Source organism: Litchfieldella xinjiangensis, assembly GCF_000759345.1.
In the GTDB taxonomy this organism is placed as follows: domain Bacteria; phylum Pseudomonadota; class Gammaproteobacteria; order Pseudomonadales; family Halomonadaceae; genus Litchfieldella_A; species Litchfieldella_A xinjiangensis.
The window spans coordinates 1,149,014-1,173,378 of record NZ_JPZL01000001.1; the positions used below are offsets into that span (position 1 = coordinate 1,149,014).

General features: G+C 60.7%; 18 protein-coding genes. 7 read left to right on the forward strand and 11 right to left on the reverse strand.

Going from position 1 to position 24,365, the window contains the following annotated elements; translation table 11 throughout:
- The first annotated feature begins 27 nt into the window (after nucleotides 1–27).
- Both JH15_RS05375 and JH15_RS05380 read left to right on the forward strand, forming a co-directional pair.
- Nucleotides 28–1,329 carry an MFS transporter gene (locus JH15_RS05375; RefSeq protein ID WP_043528876.1) on the forward strand — a complete coding sequence of 434 codons (1,302 nt, stop codon included), beginning with the start codon at nucleotides 28–30 and terminating at the stop codon, nucleotides 1,327–1,329.
- A 59-nt stretch (nucleotides 1,330–1,388) separates the two neighbouring features.
- Entirely contained in the window at nucleotides 1,389–2,795 is a 1,407-nt protein-coding gene (locus tag JH15_RS05380) for an NAD(P)/FAD-dependent oxidoreductase (protein WP_043528879.1), read from the forward strand.
- Nucleotides 2,796–2,803: 8 nt separating this feature from the next.
- On the opposite strand, the gene JH15_RS05385 is transcribed toward JH15_RS05380, so the two are convergent.
- The 3 genes from JH15_RS05385 to JH15_RS05395 all read right to left on the reverse strand — a co-directional run bounded on the left by JH15_RS05385 (nucleotide 2,804) and on the right by JH15_RS05395 (nucleotide 8,311).
- The gene (locus JH15_RS05385; protein ID WP_052383907.1) at nucleotides 2,804–4,465 is read right to left on the reverse strand and encodes a methyl-accepting chemotaxis protein; all 1,662 of its coding nucleotides are present in this window, start codon (nucleotides 4,463–4,465) and stop codon (nucleotides 2,804–2,806) included.
- Between the two features lie 221 nt (nucleotides 4,466–4,686).
- Nucleotides 4,687–5,610: a uroporphyrinogen-III C-methyltransferase gene (gene cobA / locus JH15_RS05390; protein WP_043527719.1), complete on the reverse strand. Its 924-nt coding sequence runs from the start codon at nucleotides 5,608–5,610 to the stop codon at nucleotides 4,687–4,689.
- Nucleotides 5,567–8,311 (reverse strand): nitrate reductase, encoded by a 2,745-nt coding sequence (locus JH15_RS05395; RefSeq protein ID WP_043527720.1) that lies wholly within the window; start codon nucleotides 8,309–8,311, stop codon nucleotides 5,567–5,569. The genes cobA and JH15_RS05395 overlap by 44 nt, the downstream gene beginning before the upstream one ends.
- A gap of 593 nt (nucleotides 8,312–8,904) precedes the next feature.
- Between JH15_RS05395 and JH15_RS05400 the strand changes: the two genes are divergently transcribed.
- From JH15_RS05400 to nirD (JH15_RS05410), 3 genes are all read left to right on the forward strand, one after another.
- Nucleotides 8,905–10,185, forward strand: coding sequence for an NAD(P)/FAD-dependent oxidoreductase (locus JH15_RS05400; protein ID WP_043527722.1), 1,281 nt, complete (start codon nucleotides 8,905–8,907; stop codon nucleotides 10,183–10,185).
- Entirely contained in the window at nucleotides 10,182–12,710 is a 2,529-nt protein-coding gene (gene nirB, locus JH15_RS05405; protein ID WP_043527732.1) for a nitrite reductase large subunit NirB, read from the forward strand. The genes JH15_RS05400 and nirB overlap by 4 nt, the downstream gene beginning before the upstream one ends.
- A 147-nt stretch (nucleotides 12,711–12,857) precedes the next feature.
- The gene (gene nirD, locus JH15_RS05410; protein ID WP_043527735.1) at nucleotides 12,858–13,238 is read left to right on the forward strand and encodes a nitrite reductase small subunit NirD; all 381 of its coding nucleotides are present in this window, start codon (nucleotides 12,858–12,860) and stop codon (nucleotides 13,236–13,238) included.
- 82 nt (nucleotides 13,239–13,320) lie between these two features.
- Here nirD (JH15_RS05410) and JH15_RS05415 read toward each other — a convergent pair whose 3' ends face one another.
- The gene (locus JH15_RS05415; protein WP_043527737.1) at nucleotides 13,321–13,584 is read right to left on the reverse strand and encodes a Txe/YoeB family addiction module toxin; all 264 of its coding nucleotides are present in this window, start codon (nucleotides 13,582–13,584) and stop codon (nucleotides 13,321–13,323) included.
- Entirely contained in the window at nucleotides 13,581–13,823 is a 243-nt protein-coding gene (locus tag JH15_RS05420) for a type II toxin-antitoxin system Phd/YefM family antitoxin (RefSeq protein ID WP_043527739.1), read from the reverse strand. Before JH15_RS05420 ends, JH15_RS05415 begins: the two co-directional genes overlap by 4 nt.
- Before the next feature lie 156 nt (nucleotides 13,824–13,979).
- Here JH15_RS05420 and nirD (JH15_RS05425) point away from each other — a divergent pair, with 156 nt between their 5' ends.
- Nucleotides 13,980–14,312 (forward strand): nitrite reductase small subunit NirD, encoded by a 333-nt coding sequence (gene nirD, locus JH15_RS05425; RefSeq protein ID WP_052383908.1) that lies wholly within the window; start codon nucleotides 13,980–13,982, stop codon nucleotides 14,310–14,312.
- A gap of 111 nt (nucleotides 14,313–14,423) precedes the next feature.
- Here nirD (JH15_RS05425) and JH15_RS17720 read toward each other — a convergent pair whose 3' ends face one another.
- From JH15_RS17720 to JH15_RS05435, 3 genes are all read right to left on the reverse strand, one after another.
- Nucleotides 14,424–15,137 (reverse strand): RipA family octameric membrane protein, encoded by a 714-nt coding sequence (locus JH15_RS17720; protein ID WP_081948897.1) that lies wholly within the window; start codon nucleotides 15,135–15,137, stop codon nucleotides 14,424–14,426.
- A 90-nt stretch (nucleotides 15,138–15,227) separates the two neighbouring features.
- Nucleotides 15,228–16,844, reverse strand: coding sequence for an ATP-dependent nuclease (locus tag JH15_RS05430; protein WP_043527740.1), 1,617 nt, complete (start codon nucleotides 16,842–16,844; stop codon nucleotides 15,228–15,230).
- A gap of 86 nt (nucleotides 16,845–16,930) precedes the next feature.
- Nucleotides 16,931–17,701, reverse strand: a complete 771-nt coding sequence (locus tag JH15_RS05435; protein WP_043527743.1) for a nuclease-related domain-containing protein — start codon at nucleotides 17,699–17,701, stop codon at nucleotides 16,931–16,933.
- Nucleotides 17,702–18,288: 587 nt separating this feature from the next.
- On the opposite strand from JH15_RS05435, the gene JH15_RS05440 reads away from it, so the two are divergent.
- Entirely contained in the window at nucleotides 18,289–19,698 is a 1,410-nt protein-coding gene (locus JH15_RS05440) for a PhoH family protein (RefSeq protein WP_043527745.1), read from the forward strand.
- Nucleotides 19,699–19,788: 90 nt separating this feature from the next.
- Here the strand turns inward: JH15_RS05440 and JH15_RS05445 are convergent, their stop codons facing one another.
- The 3 genes from JH15_RS05445 to JH15_RS05455 are packed head-to-tail and all read right to left on the reverse strand — an operon-like array spanning nucleotide 19,789 to nucleotide 24,349.
- A complete protein-coding gene (locus tag JH15_RS05445; protein ID WP_052383909.1) occupies nucleotides 19,789–21,600 on the reverse strand; it encodes a complex I subunit 5 family protein in 1,812 nt (603 codons plus the stop codon).
- A complete protein-coding gene (locus JH15_RS05450) occupies nucleotides 21,597–23,105 on the reverse strand; it encodes a complex I subunit 5 family protein (protein ID WP_156105250.1) in 1,509 nt (502 codons plus the stop codon). The genes JH15_RS05445 and JH15_RS05450 overlap by 4 nt, the downstream gene beginning before the upstream one ends.
- Complete coding sequence (locus JH15_RS05455) at nucleotides 23,099–24,349, reverse strand: complex I subunit 5 family protein (protein ID WP_052383910.1); 1,251 nt, start codon at nucleotides 24,347–24,349, stop codon at nucleotides 23,099–23,101. Before JH15_RS05455 ends, JH15_RS05450 begins: the two co-directional genes overlap by 7 nt.
- Nucleotides 24,350–24,365 lie beyond the last annotated feature (16 nt).

The following is a 24,365-nucleotide window of genomic DNA, read 5'->3' on the forward strand; positions in this document are numbered from 1 at the left end:
ATCGGTAAGAGACACAAGGACGTCGTCATGCGATCCCTTTCATTGCTCAGGCCCATTCGGGCCATTCTGTACAGCGTCGCGTTGCTGCTGCTCGGCAACGGCTTGATGAATACCCTCCTGACCCTGCGGGGTACCAGCGAAGGCTTCTCCAGCGCCCTGCTGGGGATGGTCATGTCGGGCTACTTCGTCGGGTTTATCTGTGGCACCTGGGTCAGCGGGCGCCTGATCCGCCGTATGGGGCATATCCGCACGTTCGCCTTCTGTGCCGCCATCTGCGCATCGGTGGCCCTGCTCCATGTCATTTTCGTCAATCCCTGGGCGTGGCTGGGATTGCGTTTCGTCTATGGACTGTCGTTCATCACCCTGATCACGGTGATCGAGAGCTGGCTCAATAGCCAGGCAGCCGGGCACGAGCGCGGGCGTATCTTCGCCAGCTACATGGTGGTCAATCTCGGTGCCATCGCGCTCGCCCAACAGATCCTCCGATTCGATACCCAGGATGGCTTCCTGCTGTTTGCCCTGATCTCGATCCTGATCTGCTGGGCACTGCTGCCCATCACCATGACCCGGCGGGCGCAGCCCACGATTTCCGATCGGCCCAAGAGCAGTCTGAAAAGCCTGCTCGGCTTTGCCCCGCTGCCGGTCGCCTCGGCAGCGCTGTCCGGTCTGGCCATGGGGGCATTCTGGTCGATGACCCCGGTCTACGTGACCCAATTGGGCTTCGACAGGGAGGGTGTCGGCTGGGTGATGAGTGCGGCCATCGTCGGCGGCGCCCTGCTGCAGCTCCCCATCGGGCGCTTTTCCGACAAGCACGATCGCCCCCGGGTGATGATCGCAGTGGTCCTGCTTGCCGCGATCCTGGCCGCCAGCCTGCCCTTCGCCCCCAGCCAGCCGGTATTGATCGGGCTGTATTTCCTCTGGGGAGGGCTGGCGTTCTCGCTCTACCCTCTTTCCGTGGCGCAACTCATCGATCAGTTGCATCCCGACGAAATCGTTTCCGGTTCATCGGACATGCTGGTGATGCACGGCGCCGGGTGTGCCGTCGCGCCACTGGCCGCCGGGTCGTTGATGACTGCGCTCGGCGGCCATGCCTTGCCCTTCTATATCGCCGGCGTGCTGACGCTGCTGGGGCTGTTCGCGATCTACCGCCGTCGCCGCGTGAGCGATATAAGGACCCGTACCGCCCACTTCGAGCCCATGGTGCAGACCAGTGCCGAGGCCCTTGAAATGATCTTCGATGACACCCAGCCCGACCTGTTCGACGACCCGAGCTTTTACGAGGAGCACGAGCGGCAACGGCTGGTCGAAGCCGTCAACGGTTCCCGATGAGTGCCGCATGCGGCATGCTGAGCGCATGGCACGCTAACCAGAGACGGGGCCCGATGATCATGAACGACGATACGCAGCACAATTACTGGCTTTCCCAGGTCGCGCCCCACCCGCGTCGGCCCCGCCTGGAAGGCGATATCAAGGCTGACGTGGCGATCGTGGGGGCTGGGTTCACTGGTCTCTGGTGTGCCTATTATCTCAAGCGCCACGACCCGGCACTGGATATCGCGATAATCGAGGCCGAGCGCGTTGGGCATGGCGCCTCGGGGCGTAACGGCGGCTGGGTGATCGGCAACCTGGCGGGCCTGTCGCGCCTGCTCGAAGGGCTGCCGCTTGCACAGCGCCGTGAGTGCTGCGGCCTCGTGTCGGACAACGTCGACGAGCTAGGTCACGTGCTCGACCAAGAAGCCATCCAGGCCGACTACCACAAGGGCGGGGCCATCTACGCCGCGGCGCGTTATCCCGACCAGGAGGCCATTCAACGCGACTATCTCGAGCACTTGCTGGCGCTGGGGCACCGCGAGACGGATTGCCAATGGCTCGATGCCACTGCGCTGTCCGAGCGGTTGCGCATCGAGAATGGCTATGGGGGAATATTCCACCGTCAGGTCGCGACCGTAAACCCGGCTCGCCTGGTCACCGGGCTTGGCGGCGTCGTCGAGCGACTCGGCGTGACCATATACGAGCAGACACGGGCCACACATGTCGCTGAGGGCGAAGTGAGCGCTTACGGGGGCAGGATAACGGCAGCCAGGGTCGTTTGCGCGACCGAAGGCTATGCCGCTCAATTCCATGACTGGCGCAAGTTCATCATTCCCGTACAGAGCGCCATCATCGCCACCGAACCGCTGGATGAAAGCCACTGGCGCCAGATCGGCCTGGCGGAACGCCCCGCCTTCGCCGATGCCAGTCGTATCATCACCTATGGCCAGCGCACTGCCGACGGCCGGATCGTCTTCGGGGCTCGGGGTACCTACCGCATGGGTGCCAGGCCCCAGAACCACTACGCGATTGGCGCAAAAGCGATTCGCCAGCGCCATGCCCTGCTCTGCTCGCTCTTTCCGTCACTCAAGGACGTTCGCATCACTCATGGTTGGGGAGGCTCGCTGGGGCTATCGCGACGTTTTCGCCCGCATGCGATCTACGATCGTCACAGCGGGCTCGCCACCGCCGGTGGCTATGCCGGCGAAGGGGTGGCAGCCTCGCATCTTTTCGGCAGGACGATCGCCGATCTTCTGCTCGAGCGAGAGACCCCCTTCACCGCCATGCCTTGGGCTCATGACGACACGAGTCCGGCGCAATTGCTCAAGCGCTGGGAGCCGGAGCCACTGCGCTGGGCAGCGGCCCAGGCCATCACGCTGAGCTACGCCGGCGAAGAGGCCCTGATGAAACACCAACGCCCGCTGCCGCTCATCAAGCCAGCACTGACCCGGCTGAACGATGTCTTCGCCTCGATCATCGAGTAGTGTGCAGCCTACCCTGCCATTAGCGCTTCGCGCTGACGCGGCGCATGGGCTGGCCCGGCGATACGTGGCAGAGTGCCGAGCTCAGCCGTCAACTCCTGACCGCTGGGGCGGGTACGGAACGCCCGTATGGCATTGATCAAGGACTGAGTCTCGGCCTGCAACGCCTGGGTCGCAGCATAGGTCGCCTGGAGTTCCACGGCACTCTGCTGGACCCCCTGCTCCATTTGCGTGACGGCATCGCCCATCTGCTCGATACCATGGCGCTGCTCACGCGAGGCGGTGCTGATCTCACGCATGATGTCGTTGACCCGGTGGCTGGCCGTCAACACGCGCTGGATGGCCGCTTCAGTGTCCTTGACCACCCGGGCCCCGGCATCGATCTCGGTGTTGGAGTTGCGAATCAGCTGATGGATCTCCTTGGCCGCCGTCGCCGAGCGTCCCGCCAGGTTACGCACCTCACCGGCCACCACTGCGAACCCCTTGCCCTGGTCGCCGGCACGCGCCGCTTCAACCGAGGCGTTCAGAGCCAGGATGTTGGTCTGGAAGGCGATGCCATCGATCACGGAAACGATCTCGGCCATCCTGCGCGAGCTCTCGATGATCGCCTGCATGCGGCTGACTACCTGGGTCATGCCTTCACCGGCCGCCTCGACCTCGCGCACGTTGGACAACGACAGATCGCTGGCCTGATGGGCGTTGTCGGCATTCTGCTGCACCGTGGTGGTGAGCTCGTCCATGCTGGCAGCGGTCTGCTGGACCGAGGCCGCCTGGCCGTCGGTGCGCCGCGAGATGGCCTCGTTGCTGTGGCGGATTGCATCGACAGCGGGTTTGACGCAGTCGATGCCCTGGTTCACGTCACCCACGATGCCGCTCAATCCTTTTTTCATGGTCGCCAGGGCTTCGACCAGGCGGCCGATATCGTCACGGCCATGGCTGGGCTCCTGAACCGTGAGGTTCCCGGCTGCCATCTGCAGGGCGAAACGACGCGAACGGTCGATACCGGCAGCGATACTGCGGTAAATGCCGATGCCCAGACCAATGACGACAGCCAACAGCACGCCATCCAGCGCCAGCGCAGGCACGCTGGCCGCCAGGCCTTCCAGCATGACGACCTGGGCGATGGAACCGATCAGGGCCATGCTGCTGACCAGAGTCAGCAGCGCCGTACGCACCCCGGCAGAGCGCCATTGAAAGGCACGCACCCGTGCCAGCAGGCCACGCCTGCTCAGTTCTCCGCGTACGAGGCGGTAGCGCTTGCCCTTGCCTTCGCGGATGAGCCGGTAGGCGTTTTCGGCCGCCTCGACTTCCTCCCGACCCGGGCATACACGCAATGACGCATACCCCACCACACGCCCCATCTCGGTAACGGGTACCACGTTGGCGCGAACCCAGTAATGGTCCCCGTTCTTGCGACGATTCTTGACCAGGCCGCTCCAGACATTGCCCGCCTGAAGGGTCTCCCAGAAATTCTTGAAGGCCTCACGCGGCATGTCAGGGTGGCGCACCAGATTGTGATCGGCACCGATCAGTTCATCCAGTTCGAAGCCGCTGACCTTGATGAAGGCGGGATTGGCGTAGGTGATGCGGCCTTGTAAGTCGGTACGGGATATCAGGAGATCGTCCGCAGAAAGGACGTGTTCCTGCTGAGTCACGGGGCTGTTGAGTCGCATGTGGCGAGACCTCTGGGGCACTGCCCAACCGAAGACGCACCTGCTTCTCACGACAATAATATCGAGAGCAACAAGCGCGTCCGGGATGGAGGGCTATTTATTGATAACGCTTGCAGGCTTTATCGGGTTTCTGCGCCTCAACTTAAGTTAAAAAGTAACTAATAATTTCAATTCCTACACATTAATTACAATAAAAATACAATCGCCTTGTCCTATATCGCTTATTGACCGCGTTGTTCCGCTATGGCACTCGCTGGCGATGTCTCGATCATTTTCACCACACTTCCCACCACGATCAGGCACGGCGATGGCAGCGGTCGCTCGACGAGCTTCTCTGGCATATCGGCCAGGGTCCCGGTCAGGGCCTGCTGTTCCGGCAAGCTGGCGTTGGCAACCAGCATGATGGGCCATTCGTCGGGCAACCCGGCCCGGCGCAGGCCGCCGCAGATTGCCTCGACCTTGGAAAGGCCCATGTAGAAAACCAGCGTCTCGTCACGGCGGGCGAGCGAGGCCCAGTCGGGCTCGCCGTCTTCACGGCAGAGCTGTGCCGTAACGAAGCGTACCTGCTGGGCATGGGCGCGGTCGGTGAGCGGTATCCCCATGCTGGCGCAGGCCGCCGAGGCCGCGGTAATGCCTGGCACGATTTCCGCCGGCAGCCCGGCCTGGGCCAGGCTGGCCAGCTCTTCGCCCATGCGCCCGAAGACCCCCGGGTCGCCTCCCTTGAGGCGCACCACGGACTTGCCGGCTTGGGCCAGCTCGACCAGCAGCGCGCCGATATCGGCCTGGGATACGCTGTGGTGCCCGCTCGCCTTGCCCACGTAATAGCGTTCGCGCCCCGGCGGAATCAGCGCCAACACCTCGTCGCCCACCAGGCGGTCGTAGACCACGGCATCGGCCTGCTGAAGTAGACGTGCCGCCTTCAGGGTCAGCAACTCGACGTCGCCACTGCCGGCCCCCACCAGGTAGACGGTGCCCGGACGGCACCCCCCCTGCAGCGGCACTCGGGGGCCCGTAGAAGAAGTTTCACCGCGAAAGCCGTTGAGGTAGCGGCTGGCCATGCTGCCCAGGCGCGCCATGGCGGTGAAGACCTCGCCCAGCGTCTCAGGCGACGTCAATGACTTCAGGCTTTTGCTCAGAGTGCGCATGGGCCCTCTCCTCTTCGATCAATGATTTGAGTTCGGGTATGCACGAACCGCATTGCGTGCCGCAGGCCAGGCGAGCGCCCAGCGCCTCGACGCTGGTATCGCCGGCCTGGATCGCCGCCACGATGGCCTTCTGCCCGACTTGATGACAGCTGCAGACGGTGGGGCCGGTGTCTGCCTCGCCCGCTTCGCAACCGGCCAGCAGGCGACGGCGGGAATTCTTTCCAAGTACCGCTTCGGCAAAGCGCTCGTCCAGCCAGGCCAGCCCCGGCAGCTCGGTCGGCGGTGCCACCATCAGCCACCAGCGTACGCGTCCCTGTTCGATACCTGCGGCGCGCAGACGTCCCGTCGCCGGGTCGTCGCACCACAGCGTGGGCGTATCGTGCAAATGATCGAGAAGCCACTGGCGCCAATCGGTAGCCGGGGCGCCAGCGTCTCCTCCTGCCAATTGCCAGCGTTGACAATGCGCCAGGGGAACCCGGGTCCAATAGGTGGCTTCATTGCACCACGTCGCGTCAGCGGCCACATCGTGCGCGACGAGCAGCGTGGCTTCCCAGCCCGTAGCGAGCGGCGCCAACGACACTGCGCCGTGCTTGGATTCGGGCTGGCCGGATACGGGATCGCAGTGCGCTTCGAGCAGGCTGCCCATGCGCGCCTGACCGCTGAAGCGGTCGGTCCAGTGCATGGGCACGAACACCTCGCCTTGCCGCTGGCTCTTCGAGACACGCACGCGCGCCCGGAACTCACCCGATGGACTTTCCAGACGAGCGAGCTGCTGATCGGCAACGCCGTAGGCATGCGCATCGTCCGGATGCACCTCGATGAAGGGCTCGGCGCGGTGATTCATCAGGCGCGGGGCACGGGCGGTACGCGTCATGGTGTGCCACTGGTCGCGCACGCGCCCGGTATTGAGCCGCAACGGCCGGGACTCGCTCAGCAACTGCTGCGGTGCACGCGGGGTGACCGGTACCAGCCTGGCCAGGCCATCCGGCGTGGCGAACCGGCCGTCCTCGAACAGCCTCGCCGTGCCGTGGGGCGCCTTCTCGGTGACCGGCCACTGGATCGGCGACAGGCCATCGTAGGCCGCGCGATCGAGCCCCGCCAATGCTGAAATGTTGAACAGGCGAAAGCCTTCGCCAGGCTTGGCGTCTTGTGCAACGAGTGGATTCTCGAACCCCGAAAGGCGCGCATGCTCATCGAAGATCTGATACGGATGCCGGTAATCGAACGCCTCGCCGTAGCCCATGCGTCGTGCCACCTCGACCATGATCCACCAGTCGTGTCGTGCCTCGCCCGGGGGCGGCAGAATCCCGCGCTGACGCGAAATGCGGCGCTCGGAATTGGTCACGGTGCCGTCCTTTTCCGACCACGACGAGGCCGGCAACACGATGTCGGCATAGGCCATCAGGTCGGTGTCGGCCATGCACTCCGAGACGATGACCAGCGGACACTTGGCCAGGGCAGCACGCACGCGATTGGCCTCGGGCAGGCTCACGGCCGGGTTGGTAGCCATGATCCACAGCGCCTGGATCTCGCCCCGCTCGATGGCCTCGAACAGCTCCACGGCCTTGTGGCCGGGGCCTTCGGGCAGAGTGGGCGTCAACGTCTCGGTGCGCCAGAAACGCGTGACACGATCGAGCGCCCCCGGCGTGTGGTAATCCATGTGAGCGGCAAGCTGGTTGGCCAGCCCCCCGACCTCGCGCCCGCCCATGGCATTGGGCTGGCCGGTGATCGAGAACGGCCCGGCACCGGGCAGGCCGATCTTGCCGCCGGCGAGATGACAATTGATGATGGCATTGCTCTTGTCGGTGCCGCTGGAAGATTGGTTCACGCCCTGCGAGTAGAGGGTAACCACGTGCAGCTGGGTCGCAAACCAGTAGTAGAACGTCTCCAGACGTTCGGCATCGACATCGCAGTCGGCAGCGATCGCCTCGATACTGGCATCGCCCTGGCGGGCCGCTGCCAGGGCCGCGTCCAGCCCTTGGGTATGAGCCTCGAGATAGACGCGATCGAGCCGGTTCTTGTCGTCCATCCACGCCAACAGCCCGTTGAATAGCCGTGCGTCACTGCCCGGCGCAATGCCCAGGTACAGGTCGGCGATCTCGCAGGTATCGGTGACCCGTGGGTCGATGACGACGACACGCAGCAGCGGGTTGCGCTGTTTGGCGACCCGCAGCCGCTGAAACAGCACCGGATGGTTCCAGGCCAGGTTGGAGCCGACCAGCACCACCAGCTCCGCGTCCTCCAGGTCCTCGTAGTTGCAGGGCACGGCATCCGCACCGAAGGCCCGCTTGTAGCCAGCCACGGCCGAGGCCATGCACAGCCGCGAATTGGTATCCAGGTGGGGCGTACCGAGAAAGCCCTTGAACAGCTTGTTGGCGACGTAATAATCCTCGGTCAGCAACTGGCCGGAGAGATAGCCGGCCACGGCGTGGTCGCCGTGCCGGTAGCGGACCGCGCCCAAGCGCTCGGCGACACTCGACAAGGCCGACCCCCAATCGACTTCCTGGCCATCGACCCGTGGCCGTGTCAGCCGCCCTTGGCTACCCAGCGTCTCATGCAGGGCCGACCCCTTGACGCACAACCGACCGAAGTTGGCCGGGTGGTCGCGATCGCCTTCCACATCGCGGATGACCGCGCCGTCGTGGTCGACCACCACGCCACAGCCGACACCACAATAGGGACATGTCGTCGATGCTTGCATGACCTTCCCTCCTGGAACGCAAAGGGGGCCTGGCGCGAATCGCGCCAGGCCCCCTTGCCTTGGAAAATAAACCGGTTACGCCTTCACCTCGTCTACGCCGCCGTTGGCGTCATCGTCAAAAACGATGTGGGCAAAACACGTTGATATCGTCTGCCCTGTATAAAGCAATCTATCGGCCACCAGAAGTTAACAGCCGCGCTTTCAGTGACTTGGACAGCAACGACAAGCACAACCGTCCTTGCTGGGTGTGCTAACGCTCATCTATCTGCCTCACACTGGTGCACAACGGCCCTTCCGTGCACGACAGGAGGTCACATCTCGCCGTGCAATCGCCGAGACAACTCATCTTTTATCGCCTAACCGACTGTCCCCAAAGGATGATAAAGAAAGTCGGCATGCTTTTAGCTTGGATAGGCCAGAGACATGACCGGGATCAAAGGCGATTCCCGTAACGGTCAGACTCGTCGGCTACGGCCGACCATCAGCGACGCAAGACACCACGTTATTCAGGCAAAGGCGCCTGACGCGAGAGGACCACGGTCCCTGGCGTCAGGCGCCTTGTCGTTTTGGGGCTGTCGCTTCAGGAGGGAGAGATGAACGAACATCTGGTGATCATCGGCAACGGCATGGCGGGACATCGCCTGCTCGACGCCCTGCTCAAGCGGCCAGAGCGCCCGGCGCGCATTACCGTCATCGGTGCCGAGCGTTCACCGGCCTACAACCGTATCCTTCTCTCCCCCTGGCTGGCGGGTGAAATGGAGCGCGACGCGCTCAACCTGGGCGATGCCGACGGGGTTACCAACGACGGCGTCGAGCTGATCCTCGGCGAGCGCGTGGCCACTATCGATCGCCACCGCCGTCAACTGACCCTCGCGACCGGAAAGGTGCTGAGCTACGACCGCCTGGTGCTGGCGACCGGCTCACGCCCGGCCATGCCGGACGTTCCCGGCATCGAGCTCACCGGCGTGCACGGCTTTCGCGACCTTGACGACGTCGATGCCCTGACCCGGGCGGCCCAAGCGGGGCACCAGGCCGTCGTGATCGGCGGCGGGCTATTGGGCCTGGAGGCGGCCGAAGGGCTGCGCAAGCAAGCGCAGGGCAAGCGCGGCATAGCGGTCACTGTACTCCAGCGCAGCGAGCGATTGATGAATCGCCAACTCGATGCCACTGCTGCCGAGCTGCTCGAGGGCGAGCTCGCCGGGCGCGGCCTGAACGTACTGACCGGTGTGCGTATCGCGGCCATGGAAGACGATGGCCAAGGCCATGTCTGCGGCGTTCGCCTGGAAGACGGCCGCTCGATCGAGGCCGATTGCGTGGTCGTGGCCGCGGGCATCACGCCTAACGCCGAGCTTGGCCGTGCGGCCGGTCTCGACACCGACCGCGCCGTGATCGTCGACGACTACCTCACCACCTCGGACCCGGCCATCTTCGCCGTCGGCGAATGCTGCCAGTTCGAGGGGCAGACCTACGGCCTGGTGGAGCCCATCTGGCGGCAGGTCGAGGTGCTCGCCGCGCACCTGTGTGGCGATGCCATCGACGGTTATGTCGAGGCGCCCACCGCGACCAAGCTCAAGATCAGCGGCATCTCGCTCTATGCCTTCGGCCCCATCGAGGCCGATGACGACCACGACGTTCTTACCTATCACGACCCCGAGCAGGGTGATTATCGCCGCCTGTTGCTTCGGGAAGGTCGCATCGAAGGGGCCGTGCTGTATGGCGATACCGCCTGCGGCCCCTGGTATTTCAACCAATCCCTGGCTGGCCGCGACGTGCGGCCCTGTCGTCAGGCACTGCTGTTCGGTGCCGGCGACGCCAACCCCCTTCTCGACGCTGTGCACGACGAGACCGATCCCTTGCAGGAGGAAGCGGCATGACTCTCTCTCATTCCCAGGATGCCAAGCAAAAGCTCATCATCATCGGTAACGGCATGGTCGGCCACCACATGGTCGAACAGCTCATCGAACGTGGCGCCACCGAAGCCTACGACATCACCGTGTTCGGCGAGGAACGCCACATCGCCTATGACCGGGTCCATCTCTCGGAGTATTTCTCCGGCCGCGATGCCGAGTCCCTGGCCCTGTGCGCTTCCGACTACTACGAGACGAACGGTGTCACGCTGCGCAAGCAGGAATGCGTGACGAAAATCGACCGCGACGCGGGCGAAGTGGTCACCGAGCAGGGGCGCTACGCCTATGACCGCCTGGTACTGGCAACCGGCTCCTACCCGTTCGTGCCGCCGATCCCCGGCAACGACCGTGCGAAGTGCCTGGTCTACCGCACCCTGGACGACCTCGACGCCATCCGCGAAGCGGCCGAAGACGCCACCACCGGCGTCGTGGTCGGCGGCGGCCTGCTCGGACTGGAAGCGGCCAACGCCCTGCGTGGGCTGAACCTCGACACCGCGGTGGTCGAATTCGCCCCGCGCCTGATGCCGATGCAGGTCGACACGGAAGGCGGCGAACTGCTGCGCGAGAAGATCGAGGACCTTGGCGTACAGGTACTCACCGGGCGCGCCACCCAGGAAATCGTCGATGGCGAGGCGAGCTTCCATCGCATGGTCTTCCAGGACGAAAAGGTGCTGGAAACCGACCTGATCGTGTTCTCCGCCGGGATTCGCCCACGCGATGAACTGGCCCGGGACTGCAGCCTGGAAATGGGCGAGCGCGGTGGCGTGGTGGTCGACGACCGCTGCCTGACCAGCGATCCGTCGATCCTCGCCATTGGCGAAGTCGCGGTCTGGAACAACAGCATCTTCGGCCTGGTCGGCCCCGGCTACCAGATGGCCAAGGCCGCCGTGGCGACCCTGATGCCCGGCGAGGACGCCCTCACTTTTAGTGGCGCCGACATGAGCACCAAGCTCAAGCTGATGGGTGTCGATGTCGGCTCGATCGGCGACGCCCACGGCGACCGCACGCCCGGGGCCAAAATGTTCCGCTACCTCGATCAGATCAAGCAGCAGTATCGCAAGATGGTCGTGTCCAGCGACGGCAAGCGGCTGGTCGGCGCCATGCTGGTCGGCGACAACAGCTACTACGACACGTTGATGCAGTATTACGACAACGGCCTGGAACTGCCTGACGATCCGGCCTCGCTGATCCTGCCGAGCAGCGAAGGGGCACCGACCCTGGGCGCCGATGCGTTGCCGGAGACAGCGACCATCTGCTCGTGCCACAACGTCACCAAGGCCGATGTCTGTGCGTCCATCGATGCCGGCGCCACCGACCTCGGCGCAGTCAAGGGCGACACCAAGGCCAGCACCGGCTGTGGGGGTTGCACGGCCCTGCTCAAGAGCGTGGTCGACCATGAGCTGGAAGCCCGCGGGGTCGAAGTTGACAAGTCGATCTGCGAGCACTTCGCGCTGACGCGCCAGGAAATCTACGACATCGTCCGCGTCGAAGGCATCAAGACCTTCAGCGAGCTCATCGCCAAGCATGGCGCGTCACAGTCGCGTGGCCTCGGGTGCGATATCTGCAAGCCTGCAGTGGCCTCGATCCTGGCCTCGTGCTTCAACGAGCCGATCACCGATGCTTCGCACATTCCGCTGCAGGACACCAACGACACCTTCATGGCCAACATGCAGAAGAACGGCACCTACTCGGTCGTTCCTCGCGTGCCGGGCGGTGAAATCTCGCCGGACAAGCTGATCGTGCTTGGCCAGGTGGCCGAGAAATACAAGCTGTACACCAAGGTCACCGGCGGCCAGCGCATCGACCTGTTCGGCGCCCGTCTCGAAGACCTGCCGGATATCTGGGGCGAGCTGATCGCCGCCGGCTTCGAGACCGGCCATGCCTACGGCAAGTCGCTGCGTACCGTGAAGTCGTGTGTCGGCAGCACCTGGTGTCGCTATGGCGTGCAGGACAGCGTGGGCATGGCGATCAAGCTCGAGAACCGCTACAAGGGCCTGCGCTCGCCGCACAAGATCAAGTTCGGCGTCTCCGGCTGCACCCGTGAGTGCGCCGAAGCGCAGAGCAAGGACGTGGGCATCATCGCCACCGAAAACGGCTGGAACCTGTACGTCTGCGGTAACGGCGGCATGCGCCCGCGCCACGCGGAGCTGCTGGCCACCGACATGGATGAAGACACCATGATCCGCACCATCGACCGCTTCCTGATGTACTACGTGCGCACCGCGGATCGCCTGCAGCGCACCTCGGTATGGCGCGAGAACCTGGAAGGCGGGTTGGACCACATCCGCGATGTGGTGGTGGACGACAGCCTCGGCCTGGGTGAGGAGTTGGAAAGCCAGATGCAGACCGTGATCGACAACTACGAATGCGAGTGGGCCAACGCCATCAAGGACCCGGAGAAGCTCAAGCGCTTCCGCAGCTTCGTCAACGATGCGCGTCCTGACCCGGACATCATCATGATGAGTGAGCGGGGTCAGCTCCGTCCTGCTTAACGAAATGGCTGCGCAAGCGAATCGCTGTGTTGCGCGGTGCTCGGAAACTCGCCTAACAGCTAGTTATGTCTCGTTTCCTGTGCGCCGCGCGTCGTGCGATTCATCTTGCTCGCCTATTTCTCAGAATCCGTGAGAGGAGAAAAAATAATGAGCACCGCAACCGCCATGAAGCCCGAGGCCGAGACTGACATGAGCTGGCAGCCCCTTTGCACCAAAGCCGACCTAGTTGAGTTCTCCGGCATCGCCGCCTGGATCGAAACCGCCGAAGGCCCGGCCCAGGTCGCGATCTTCTACCTGCCCGGCCACGATCAGGAACTCTACGCCGTCGATCATCACGACCCGTTCTCCAACGCCAACGTCGTCGCCCGCGGCATCGTTGGCGATATCAAGGGCGAGCCGGTGGTGGCGTCGCCGATCTACAAGCAACACTTCCGGCTCAAGGACGGTAGCTGCGTCGAGGACGATAGCGTCGCCCTGCGCACCTGGAAGCTCAGCTTCAAGGGCGATGAGGTAGGGATCGAGGTGTAATAGTCGTTACGCGTCAGGAAGCCGCCATCGCTGATAAGGCGTGGCGGCAAAGGCCTTTCTCGCAGCAGGAGTCGGTTATTTATTATTCATAGTGGCTCCATAGTCGAAGCACTTTGACCACTCGCTCATCATCGAGGACTTGGTACACCAAGCGATGTTGAATATTGATGCGTCGCGAATAAGCCCCCGCAAGATCCCCGATCAGCTTTTCAAACGGCGGCGGCTTTCGATAGGGGTCTTCCGCAATAAATGCCAATAATTCCTGAGCTTTGGACTTGAGGCCGCTGGAGGCTAGCTTCTTTGCATCTTTTTGGGCTTGTCTGGTGTAAACCAGCTTCCAGGTCACCAGTCCAGCTCCTCATCGCAATCACTTACTGGCGACTCCATCCCCTCCCGAATGGACTCTCGCATACCTGGTACAGAGAGCAGATAGAGCGTTTCCTGTATGGCAGACCAATCCTCCTCGGAAACCAGAACAGCCTTATTCCGCTTGCCCATGATAACGATGGGTTGGTGAGACTCAGCGGTTTCGTCAATCAACCGATAAAGATTGCTACGCGCCTCCGTTGCGGTGATTCCAGTCATGGCGCACCTCTCATGTGCTTAATTTCTGATCAGTGTACGCCTTGGTGTACGTACGTCAATACGAACGCAATAGTGTCTTTGTTGTCGAAAAATAGATTTCACGATACCACTCCTATCGCGACCACCGGCGTTGTAGGAGCGGCTTCAGCCGCGATCATGGCCGCCAACCTTTGTAGGAGCGCAATTTATTGCGCGATGGCCGGCATCGCCGCCTGGATCGAAACCGCCGAGGGGCCTGCCCAGGTCGCGATTTTCTACGTGCCCGGCCTCGATCAGGAACTCTACGCCGTGTATCATCACGACCCGTTCTCCAACGCCAACGTCATCGCCCGCGGCATCGTCGGCGATATCAAGGGCGAACCGGTAGCGTCACCGATCTACAAGCAGCACTTCCGGCTCTCGGACGGTCGCTGTGTCGAGGACGATAGCGTCGCCCTGCGTACCTGGAAGGTCAGCTTCAAGGGCGATGAGGTAGGGGTCGAGGTGTGAGGGCCAGAAGCCGCCAGTGCTTGTGTAGCACGGCGGCTTCTAATAGGCCCAGGTGCTGGCTATCTGCCCAGAGCGAACGTTCATGTCTTTTGAAATAACGTTACAAATCAGCTACGCCTTTTTTGGGGTCGAGTGCTTTTGACTGTTAGCTGGCTTTATCCGCGACTCACGCAGCTCTGCATTATGCCAACACCCCCCACAATAGGTTCTCCCAATATTAAGCACAAATGATGCACATACAGTTGCTGTCAAGCCTATCAAACCACAATAAAACCAGTTGACTTGGGCAGAAAAAGTGAAGGTAGGGAGGGAGTACCAGAGCAATAACAACCATAAAACAAACACATACAGGCTGATGAGCTGATTAATCTTAGAAACAGATAAAGCACTAGGACCAGTTATTAAGTCACGGACCTTTTCTGACCTCGAGTAATCATCCAAATTTCTAGATAAAATCACTTTATAAAGTGGCCCAGTAACCTCGTCCTCTAAGATGTCTACGTGCTTTTCCCAATTTTCTTGCCAGAATTTGCTGCCCCGATTAACACAGAGCCATCCAAAGGAAAAAACCACACCCAAACAGGAAAGAATTACAGATAGATCCTGCCTACCCTGTACTCCTGATGCTTGTATAGCCAGAAACCCAGCGAAAGTGGCGCCAATAAACGTCCAGAAATAGGTAGCCCGCCTCCAGTAGAGGTCAATCTCGAACTTTCGGATATCTTGCGCCCGTTCAAGAGCTTTCCTTTCTTTACCTTTAAAGTACTCTAAGTACTGCTCCGGGGTAATCCTCGTGGTTGTAATATCTTTTTTAAAAATGCTCATATATCCGAACCGATTGCCAGCTAATGCCCCACCCAACGGAACTTGCGAGCGAAGCGTGTAAGATTAATATGCGGAGCGTCTTGTTGAGTTTCAATAGGCCAACTCCCATGCCAATATAAGCGTTTCAAAAACAGATTTCATTTCACTTTCAAACTGATCCTTTGAAATACCATCACCAACCCGCTTAGAAAGCTGCGTTTTCTGCTTACCAGTCATGTTAGAAACCTGTTGCTCCGTTCGTTTCCAATCTAAATGTGCTGGATAGCACTCTTCCAATGAGCCATGAGCTAGCACTTTAATTTGCCCTCTATCACTAAAGTCTTTGAACTCCTTCATGAAATCATCAAAGCCGCCTTGAGCTTTTGGCGTTGGAGAATCGCATAACACAATCATCCTTTCCTCAAAAATTGAGTTTTCGAGTGGCTTAAACGATTTTCGTATTGCATTAATCGAACGCTTGGCCTGATGAGTATCGCCTTCAGCTGAAATTATTTGTATTTTTGGCTTATCTTCGTAAAATCGCTTTATCACACGAGTCAATAACTCAACTTCACTTGGTCCTTCCACAATTAGGAAATTTCGGGGAAGTAGTAGGTCTGACGGACTACCTCCCAGCAACTCAAAGACAACATAAGGTTTATCTAGGGAATCCACATATTTAAAACTAGTAACACTATCTTCTTTTTCTACTTTATACACTTTCTGACCAGGATGGTCATCCGCAACAAAAACCGATGAATGAGTATTAATAAAAACCTGATCCAACTCTGCACTCAATGTTAAAAGTACATTTTTAAGTTTCCGCTGGGCTGTCGGATGTAAATGCAGTTCGGCTTCGTCAATAAAGAAGAGAAAAGGCTTTCCGGCATCTTCCCTACCTTTTCTATAGTCAGCATATGCTTGAATTATGGCGAGCATCAAAGCCCTCTGCATTCCATCGCCCTTTTCAGACGCATATGTTTCAACTCCATCATCTACTCTGGTCTGGAAATTTTTGAGCAAATCATTGAACTCAGGACTAGTTACTTCAAAACTAACTTTTGTGCACTCTGCAAACTGCTTTTCTAAATGTGTTTTGACGCTTCCGCCAAGACGATCAAACTCTAATTTTACTGCCGAGCCTTCATCGTCAAATAGTTCATCAAATTTATCTCTAAATGCTTTATACCGAGGATTATCTGTGAGTATTTCTTCAAGCACCGACGACAACATTATACCAACAGGTGTTTTTGCTGAGTATTTCGCCACCTCATCGAAATACTGTTTAGTATTTATATATTCGAATTTCGGCAAAAAGTCATTAAATGCCTTATCGAAACCAGCTGGGTTTTTAGCTAACACCTCACCGTTTATGGTTAACTTTCTTTTGCTGTGATCTTCACTAGAACGTTCAACTGTTAAAACGTCGCTACCACTTAAAACCCCAAGCATTTTAGTTTTATTGACTTCATTACGCATGTTCTCTGCGCCATGCAAAGCTCCAGAAAACTCTACTTTTACCGATATTACTTTTGAGGTGTCGCCTTTAGGGTGTAAATCCTTTATAGACTTACCCTTAGGGGTACCATTAAAAAACCATTCAAGGGCTTCAAAGAAATTAGTTTTACCTGCGTTATTTTGACCAACAAAAATATTAAAGTCGTCGCAATCGAAGCTCGCCTGACTTATAGACCTAAAATTACTTATTGTTACTTTAGATATCTTCATCGTTCCTTGGCCTCTGAGCTAAACTTTAGGGATACACACGCATCCATACCGCTTCGGGTCGAAATAGGTCCAGATACCACCTACCCCTACGCCACATCCCGCACCTCCCGGCACTTAGGATAAGCCGAACAGCCCCAGAACTGATTACCCGCGTTTGCACCTCGCTTTGAGGTGCGCAGTACCATGGTGCTTCCGCATTTCGAGCACATTCGGTCGGCGCTGGGCTCGAAGCGAGCCTTGAGCTGTTTGACGTGCTGGCGGTGCGTTTCGCGAATGGGGGCGAGCCGCCCGGTTTCGATTGTCGCCAACGCTTGCTGAACCTGGGCCTCCGTTAGCACGGGCTCGCGGCACGATTTGATGTACCGAACATAGCCGCCGCCGAGGGTGACGTTGTTGGGCATCTTGGTCTTGAACACGGCGCTGCCGGAGAAGACCACTATCGAATGAATCGTATCCGCCGGCACGTCGAGCAGGGCTTCCAGCGCTTTCACGTGCTTGTAGTTCTGGCGCAGGGGGTTCTGGAACATGTGGGTCTTGCGATAGAGCTTCTGTGTCCACTGCGGCTGGCATTCACTGCCGAAGATCCAGCCCGCCATGTGTTTGGTCTCGATGACGAAGATGCCGTAGCGGGAAACCAGAACATGATCGATCTGGGTGGTGCCGTCGGGTGTGGAAAGCGTGACATCGTGAACGCCGCGATAAGTCTCCGCGGGCAGCCTTAGCCTCGCGATCAGCTTGACGAAGGCCTCACCGAACAGGCCCTTGAACCATCTGGATTTGAGAACGCGAAGGAGCACGAGAGTGGGAAGCACCCACCACAGCGGCTTTGCCGCGTCATAGAGGAATGAATAATCCAAGGCGATATCCCAGCGACCGAGTTCTGTATTACGTTTTTATTTAAACCGTTTCACTTACAAACTAATGCTTTCCTATGCATAAATCTACGTAAAGAGGTCATGATTTGACCTAGGTCGTGCAGTTGCCTAAACAGGCTTACGCTGTGTAAGAAATAACTTACAAGGCAGTCTTTTCGTTTCCCTGCGCTGTGCTGCCTAGCAGCGTTGACTAAGCGGTTTGGCTTGCCCGGGAGGGCCGGGCTATTCTTTTGTACCCTGCGTGGCAGCCTCCTGCTGCGAGGATGCGCCAAGTATTTATCCTGCTTCGTCTTTTTTCTCTTCCCCTTCTTGTTTATCGATTGCTGAGCCACGTTTACCGTCGGGCTCGGGGCGCTCCCCTATCGTTAGCGCGGAAGCGACAACTGGCAAAAACGCCCCGCTGCGTTCATCTTGAAATCATGTTGCTCCCTAGTTCTTAGCCACAGGAGGCCTGCCCCACCCAGAGACATTCGGGAACGATACCGGCCGAGCGCATGACCCTGTCATATGACCGAAGGATGTCAGTGCCAGTATCGATCAAGCCGTTAATCCAAGGAGTGCTCAAGCCGATGGTACGCATCGACAAGAAAGCGACCCGCCTCTACGTGTTGGATACCAACGTCCTGATCCATGACCCCGCCGCGCTCTACCAGTTCGAGGAACATGACGTGGTCATCCCCATGACCGTCCTCGAAGAGCTCGACAAGCACAAGAACGGCATTCGCGAGATTGCTCGCACCGCCCGGCAAGTCAGCCGTACCCTGTCCGACCTCACCAACCGGGTCGGCATCGACGAGATCCAGGCCGGCATTCCGCTGCCTGATTCCATCGGCCCCACCGGCCGCCTGCGTTTCCTCTGCTACAACGACCTGAAGCCGCTCGAACATCTTGAGGACTCCCCCGACAACCGAATCCTGGCCGAGACCTGCCGCCTGCGCGATGAGCGCCCGGACGCCTCGGTCATCCTGGTCACCAAGGACATCAACCTGCGGGTCAAGGCAGCCGCGCTCAACGTGCCGGTGGAGGATTACCTCAACGATCGGGTGTTCTCCGACAGCGATGCGATGATCGAAGGGGCCAAGATCTACGCCCCCGTCGCGGAGGCCAGCAACCTGTGGGAAACACTCGACGTGGAGGTCGAGGTCGAGCGGGTCGATCACCACACCTTCTACCAGCTGCGTGGCGAACTGCCCGCGGACTGGCACGTGGGGATGCTGGTGTCCGACAGTGAGAACGGTGCCGACTTCGAAGCCATCGTGCGCGAGCTGACGCCTAGCGGCGCTCGCCTGCAACTGCTCACCAACTACCGCCACCATGCCGGGGTGTGGGGCGTGCATGCTCACGACAGTCGCCAGAACTTCACCCTCAACCTGCTGATGGACCCCGAGATCGATTTCGTGACCATTGCCGGCAATGCCGGCACCGGCAAGACCTTCATGACGCTTGCGGCAGCGTTCCAGCAAACCCTGGACGGCAAGCAGTTCGAACGCATCGTGTTTACCCGCGCCCCGATTCCCATGGGCGAGGACATCGGCTTCCTGCCAGGTACCGAGGAGGAGAAGATGTCGCCGTGGATGGGGGCCTTCCACGACAACATGGATAACCTGCTGCGCGACGAGAAGGATGGCACCTCGAGCTGGAGCGAGGGCGCCACGCGCCAGTTGATCGGTTCACGGGTACAGATACGCTCGCCGACATTCATGCGCGGGCGCACCCTGAACGACACCTTCCTGATCATCGACGAGGCGCAGAACTTCACGCCCAAGCAGCTCAAGGCCTTGATCTCGCGTGCGGGGCGTAATACCAAGATCGTGTGCCTGGGGAACGTCGGGCAGATCGACACCCCCTACTTGACCGCCAATACCTGCGGCATGGCTGCCGTGGTGGAACGCTTCCGCGATTGGCCGCATGCCGGCCATATCACCCTGCGCAGCGTGGAGCGTTCACGCCTGGCGCTGGCCGCCGAAGAATTGCTCTGACCCATCGGCTTTCAATAACCCGACCAACCTCGCTCAGCGCCCCATCAGGGGCGCTTTTCTATGTTGAGGTGTTTGTATTTCGAAGTGCACCTACCAAAGATAAAGCGCGACACCGAGCCCCACTGCGACACCCAGCATGATCAGCGGTGCCCAGCGCATGAGCCGCTCATCGCCCCATGATTGAAAGACGAGCCCCCGGTCCGTGGTGTGGCTCACTCCGCGAGAAAGCCCCGTGCTGCCGGTCTTGTAGACGCGGGTCAACGCATCCACCGCTGATAGAACGATCCGCTGAATAGTCGTTCCCATAATCGCGTAGGGCCACCATAGATCCCCCGCCGGCAGGCGTTCCAGCCGCTCGATGAGCTCGGCCCCCTTGCGCTGACGCGACAGTGCCCAGGCAACCAGCGCCAGAAGCATGCCCACAGCGAACGGCCACAGCAGGCTTTTCAGTTCCTTCACCGGAGGCAGCTTGGGCTGCCCTTCGGGCAGGGGCAGCCACCACGGCACGCTCGCTGCCAGCACGACACACGCGACCCAGGCCAGCGTCATCGGTCCGGGTGCCGGGGCAACGTCATCCTGCCGGGCTTGTCGCCAACTAATGTTCTGTCGCCACAGGGCACGCGCGACCAGGATCGTGGTACCGACCGCCGCGCCGCTCAGAGCATGGGCGATCAGCGAAGCATCATGCTCGGAGAGCGCCGACTTGAAGGCATACTTGCTGACCAGGCCGCTGGCCAGGGCGCCGCTGAGCGACAGTGCGGGCAGCACCAGCAATCCCCACACCAGCCAGGAGGGCAGTCGCGGCGGATGCTCAGTGATTCCCACGCCCAGGAACAGCGCCCCCTTGGTGAGCCCATGATGGACCGCGAAGAGAATCACCGCCGGGGCCAGCGCCGGCCACGCCTCGGGCTTGTATAGACCGACGCCGAACAGGGTCGTTAACATGCCCATCTGGCTGATGCTGGAATACGCCAGTACAGCCTTGGGGTGGCGTTGCGTCACCCCATACAGGGCCGCCAGGTAGGCACCGGCGAGCCCCGCAATCAACACGGCCTTGCCCAGGGATTCGAACGTCACGTCGCCCAACGGCAGGGTCTGCCACCAGCCGATCATGCCAGCCTTGATCATCGCCCCGCTGAGCACGGCACTGGCTGGGGTGGGCGCCACGGGGTGCGCCAGCGGCAACCATACATGCACCAGCACCACGCCCGCCTTGACGCCGAGCCCCAGCCACAACAGCGTGGCGATGGTTGCGCCTCGGGGCGATGCGGCCACCGCCTCGCGCAGGCCCGTCAGGGTCAGGGTCTGGGCTTCGCCCGCCGCCCACAGGATCCCGCCCAGGAACACCGCCTCGCCAAGCACCGCCATGAGCAGGTAAGCGCGCCCGGCATGACGCGACTCGCGCGTGCCGTCATGCACGACCAGGGCATAGGCGGCAAAACTCATCAGGGTGAAGCCGGTATAGAAGCTGGCGATATCCTCGGCCACGATCAGCAACAGGTTGCCGGTCAGGGTCAAGGGCCAGCACACCAGCAACACGAGCAGGCGTCGGCCGCTGGCCAGGTCTCCGCCCTTGGCGTTGTCGATCTCTTCGGCAAGATACCCCCGCGCGTAAAGCCCCGAGAGGAACCAGAGCAGGGCCGTGAATCCCAACAGGGCCCGTCGCCAGCCATCCAGCACCCATTCGCCGCCCAGCAACCAGCCCTCGATTTCCAGTGTGCCCGACGACGCCAGGAAGACGATGAGAAGCGCGGGCAAGGGCGCGCTCAGCCATAGCGGCGACAACGACAACCGCCGGATCGTGCCTTGACGCCAGGCCAGGCCCATCTGCCCCAGGGCAATGGCCAACGGCCAGGCGATCGCTACCGCCAGTCCAGCCGATGCCGGTATCCAGCCCATCATGGCACGTACTCCTGATTGACGATCAGCGTGGCCCACTGCAGCGGACTGAACGGCACACCTGCGAGCATCCCCGCCAGCAAGCTGAAGACGGCCGTGGCGATGGCCGGACCCATTAGCCAGTAAGACGTTTCAAGTCCCCCGGCCAGGCGGGCCTCGGGCCAGCGATCGAGCTCGTCGTGCGGCGCGGGCTTGAACCACAGCCGATAGATGACGGGCAGGAAGTACGCCGCATTGAGTATCGTGCTGAGCATCAATACAACAATCACCCAGGTCATGCCCGACTCCAGCGCCGCCATGCCCAGGTACCATTTGCTGATGAAACCCGCGACGGGGGGGATGCCAATCATGCCCAGCGCCCCGATCGTGAAGGCCAGGCTGGTGACCGGCATGCGCCAACCCACCCCATCAAGTTCTTCGATACGGTGGATATCCAGTTCCTGAGCGTAATTGCCGGCACAGAAAAACAGCGTGGACTTCATCAGCCCCTGATGCAGCAAGTGGGACATGGCCGCGATGGTGCCCATGGGCCCGAAAAGCGCGATGCCCAGCACGATATAGGAGACCTGGCTAACCGTGGAGTAGGCCAGCAGCCGCTTGATGTCGCTCTGCGCCATGGCGCGCAGCGAACCATAGATGATGGTGAAGGAGGCGATGATGGCCAGCCCGGCCAGGACCCCGATCTGCTGGGCGAAACCCAGGCCATAGACGTCATAGATCACGCGCACGATCCCGAAGGCCCCCGCCTTGACCACGGCCACCGCATGCAGCAACGCGCTCACCGGCGCGGGGGCCACCATGGCCTGGGGAAGCCAGCCGTGCAGCGGCACCAGGGCCGCCTTGACGCCCAGCCCCCCCACGAGCAACGCGAAGGTCACGATAAGGGCGGGGGTGTGCTCGGCATCCATCTGGTCGAGCTGGCCCTCACCGAACACCACGTCACCCGCCAGTACCTGAAGCGACACCATGCCGACCAGCAGCACCACGCCGCCGCCCAGGGTATAGCGCAGGTAGATGGCCCCTGCCTTGAGCGCCTGGGGCGTGCCACGATGCACGATGAGCGGGTATGTCGAGAGCGTCAGCAGTTCATAGAACAGCAGGAAGGTGAAGAGATTGGCCGACAGCGCGATCCCCAGCGTACTGCCGACACAGAGACTGAAGAAGCCGAAGAAGCGCTTGCGGTTGGGTGACTTCTCCAGGTAACCCACGGCATAGATCGTCGTGCAAAACCATAACAGCGAGGACAAGCCGGCGAACATCAGTCCCAGGGCATCGGCCCGCAGCCGGAAACTGACGGTTTCCATCACGGTGAACGACAGCGCGAAATCGCGCCCATTCGCGACGCCCCACACCATGAACATGACCAGCGACAGCTTGACGACCGCTGCCACCATATTTACCAGGGTGCGCAGGGTGCGCTGTTCCTCGGGAATCAGAAAGATGAGCGGTGCTGCGACGAACGAGACCAGCAGGGCCGTGAGCAGGATTAGCGTGTCGAGATTCACCATGGCCCCTCCATGCGCAACAGCGATAGGGGCCAGTCCGCCAATAGCCCCAGGAACAGGGCCGACAGGGCCAGCCCCAAGGCAATCAGGTCGAGCGTCAACGGAGGCGACTGATAACGGGATTTCGATTCCTGATCATCGACGAAGCAATGGCGGAAGAGACGAAACATGTAGGCAGCGCTGAGCAAGGTGCCGAGCACCAGGGCCACGCCCCACTGCCACTGGCCACTGATGAATACGGCATGCAAAAGCAGCCACTTGGCGACGAAACCACCGCTCGGCGGCATGCCCATGATGCTGACCCCAGCCAGGCCCAGGGTCAAAAGCGGTAGTGGCAAGCGCGTGCTCACCCCCGACAGCCCCTTGAGATCGTCCCGCCCCATGCCCAGCACCAGGTTACCGGCTGCCATGAACATGGCCGCCTTGGCCAGCGCATGGTTGAGTGCCAGCAGCCAGGTACTCTCCCAGGCCAGCCGGGTCACGGTCTCGCCCGTGCCGGTGGACAGCGGAAAGAACAACAACAGATAACCCATCTGCGCCACGGTGGAGAACGCCACGACCCGCTTGAGGTCCTCCTGTTGCCAGGCCATGACACTCCCCCAGACGATGGACAGCATGCCCAGCGCGCCGATCAGCTGCGCCGCGTGCCAAGCCCCGGCGCCCAATACCAGCCACAGCTGGACCGCCACATATAAAGAGGCCTTGAGCACCAGCGTGGAGTGAATGGCGCTGACCGGCGTCCAGGCCGACCCGTGGGCCGGGGGCATCCAGCCGTGCAGGGGAAACGCGGCTGCCTTGAGCAACAGGCCGGAGAGCATCAGCCCCAGGGCAACGCCTCCCCGGGTCGTGAGCTCATTTCCGTCCAACTCGCTCAGCGCCAGGGTGGCATGCTCGAGATAGAGCAATAGCATGCCGACCAGGAGCAGGGACGATGCCGACAAGGTAAAGATCAAGTAGCGCCGACTGGCCTCCCGGGCCGCATCCGTGCCAGCCAGGCGCATCAATAGCACCGCGCTCAGCCCGGCCGTGTCCAGCGCGAGGTAGATCGGCACGAGATGATCGAACAGCCACACCAGCGCGAGGCCGATTGCCAGTACCGTGAGTAGCGGTAGCCACCACCGAGCACGGGAGGCTTCGACCTGCTCCACTTGCAGGTACTTCACCCCATAGACGCCGCTGGCCAGACAGACAATGGCCGTCATGCCCAGCAGCAGCCAGGAAAGCCCACTCTCGGGCAAGGTAATCATCGAAGCGACACCACGT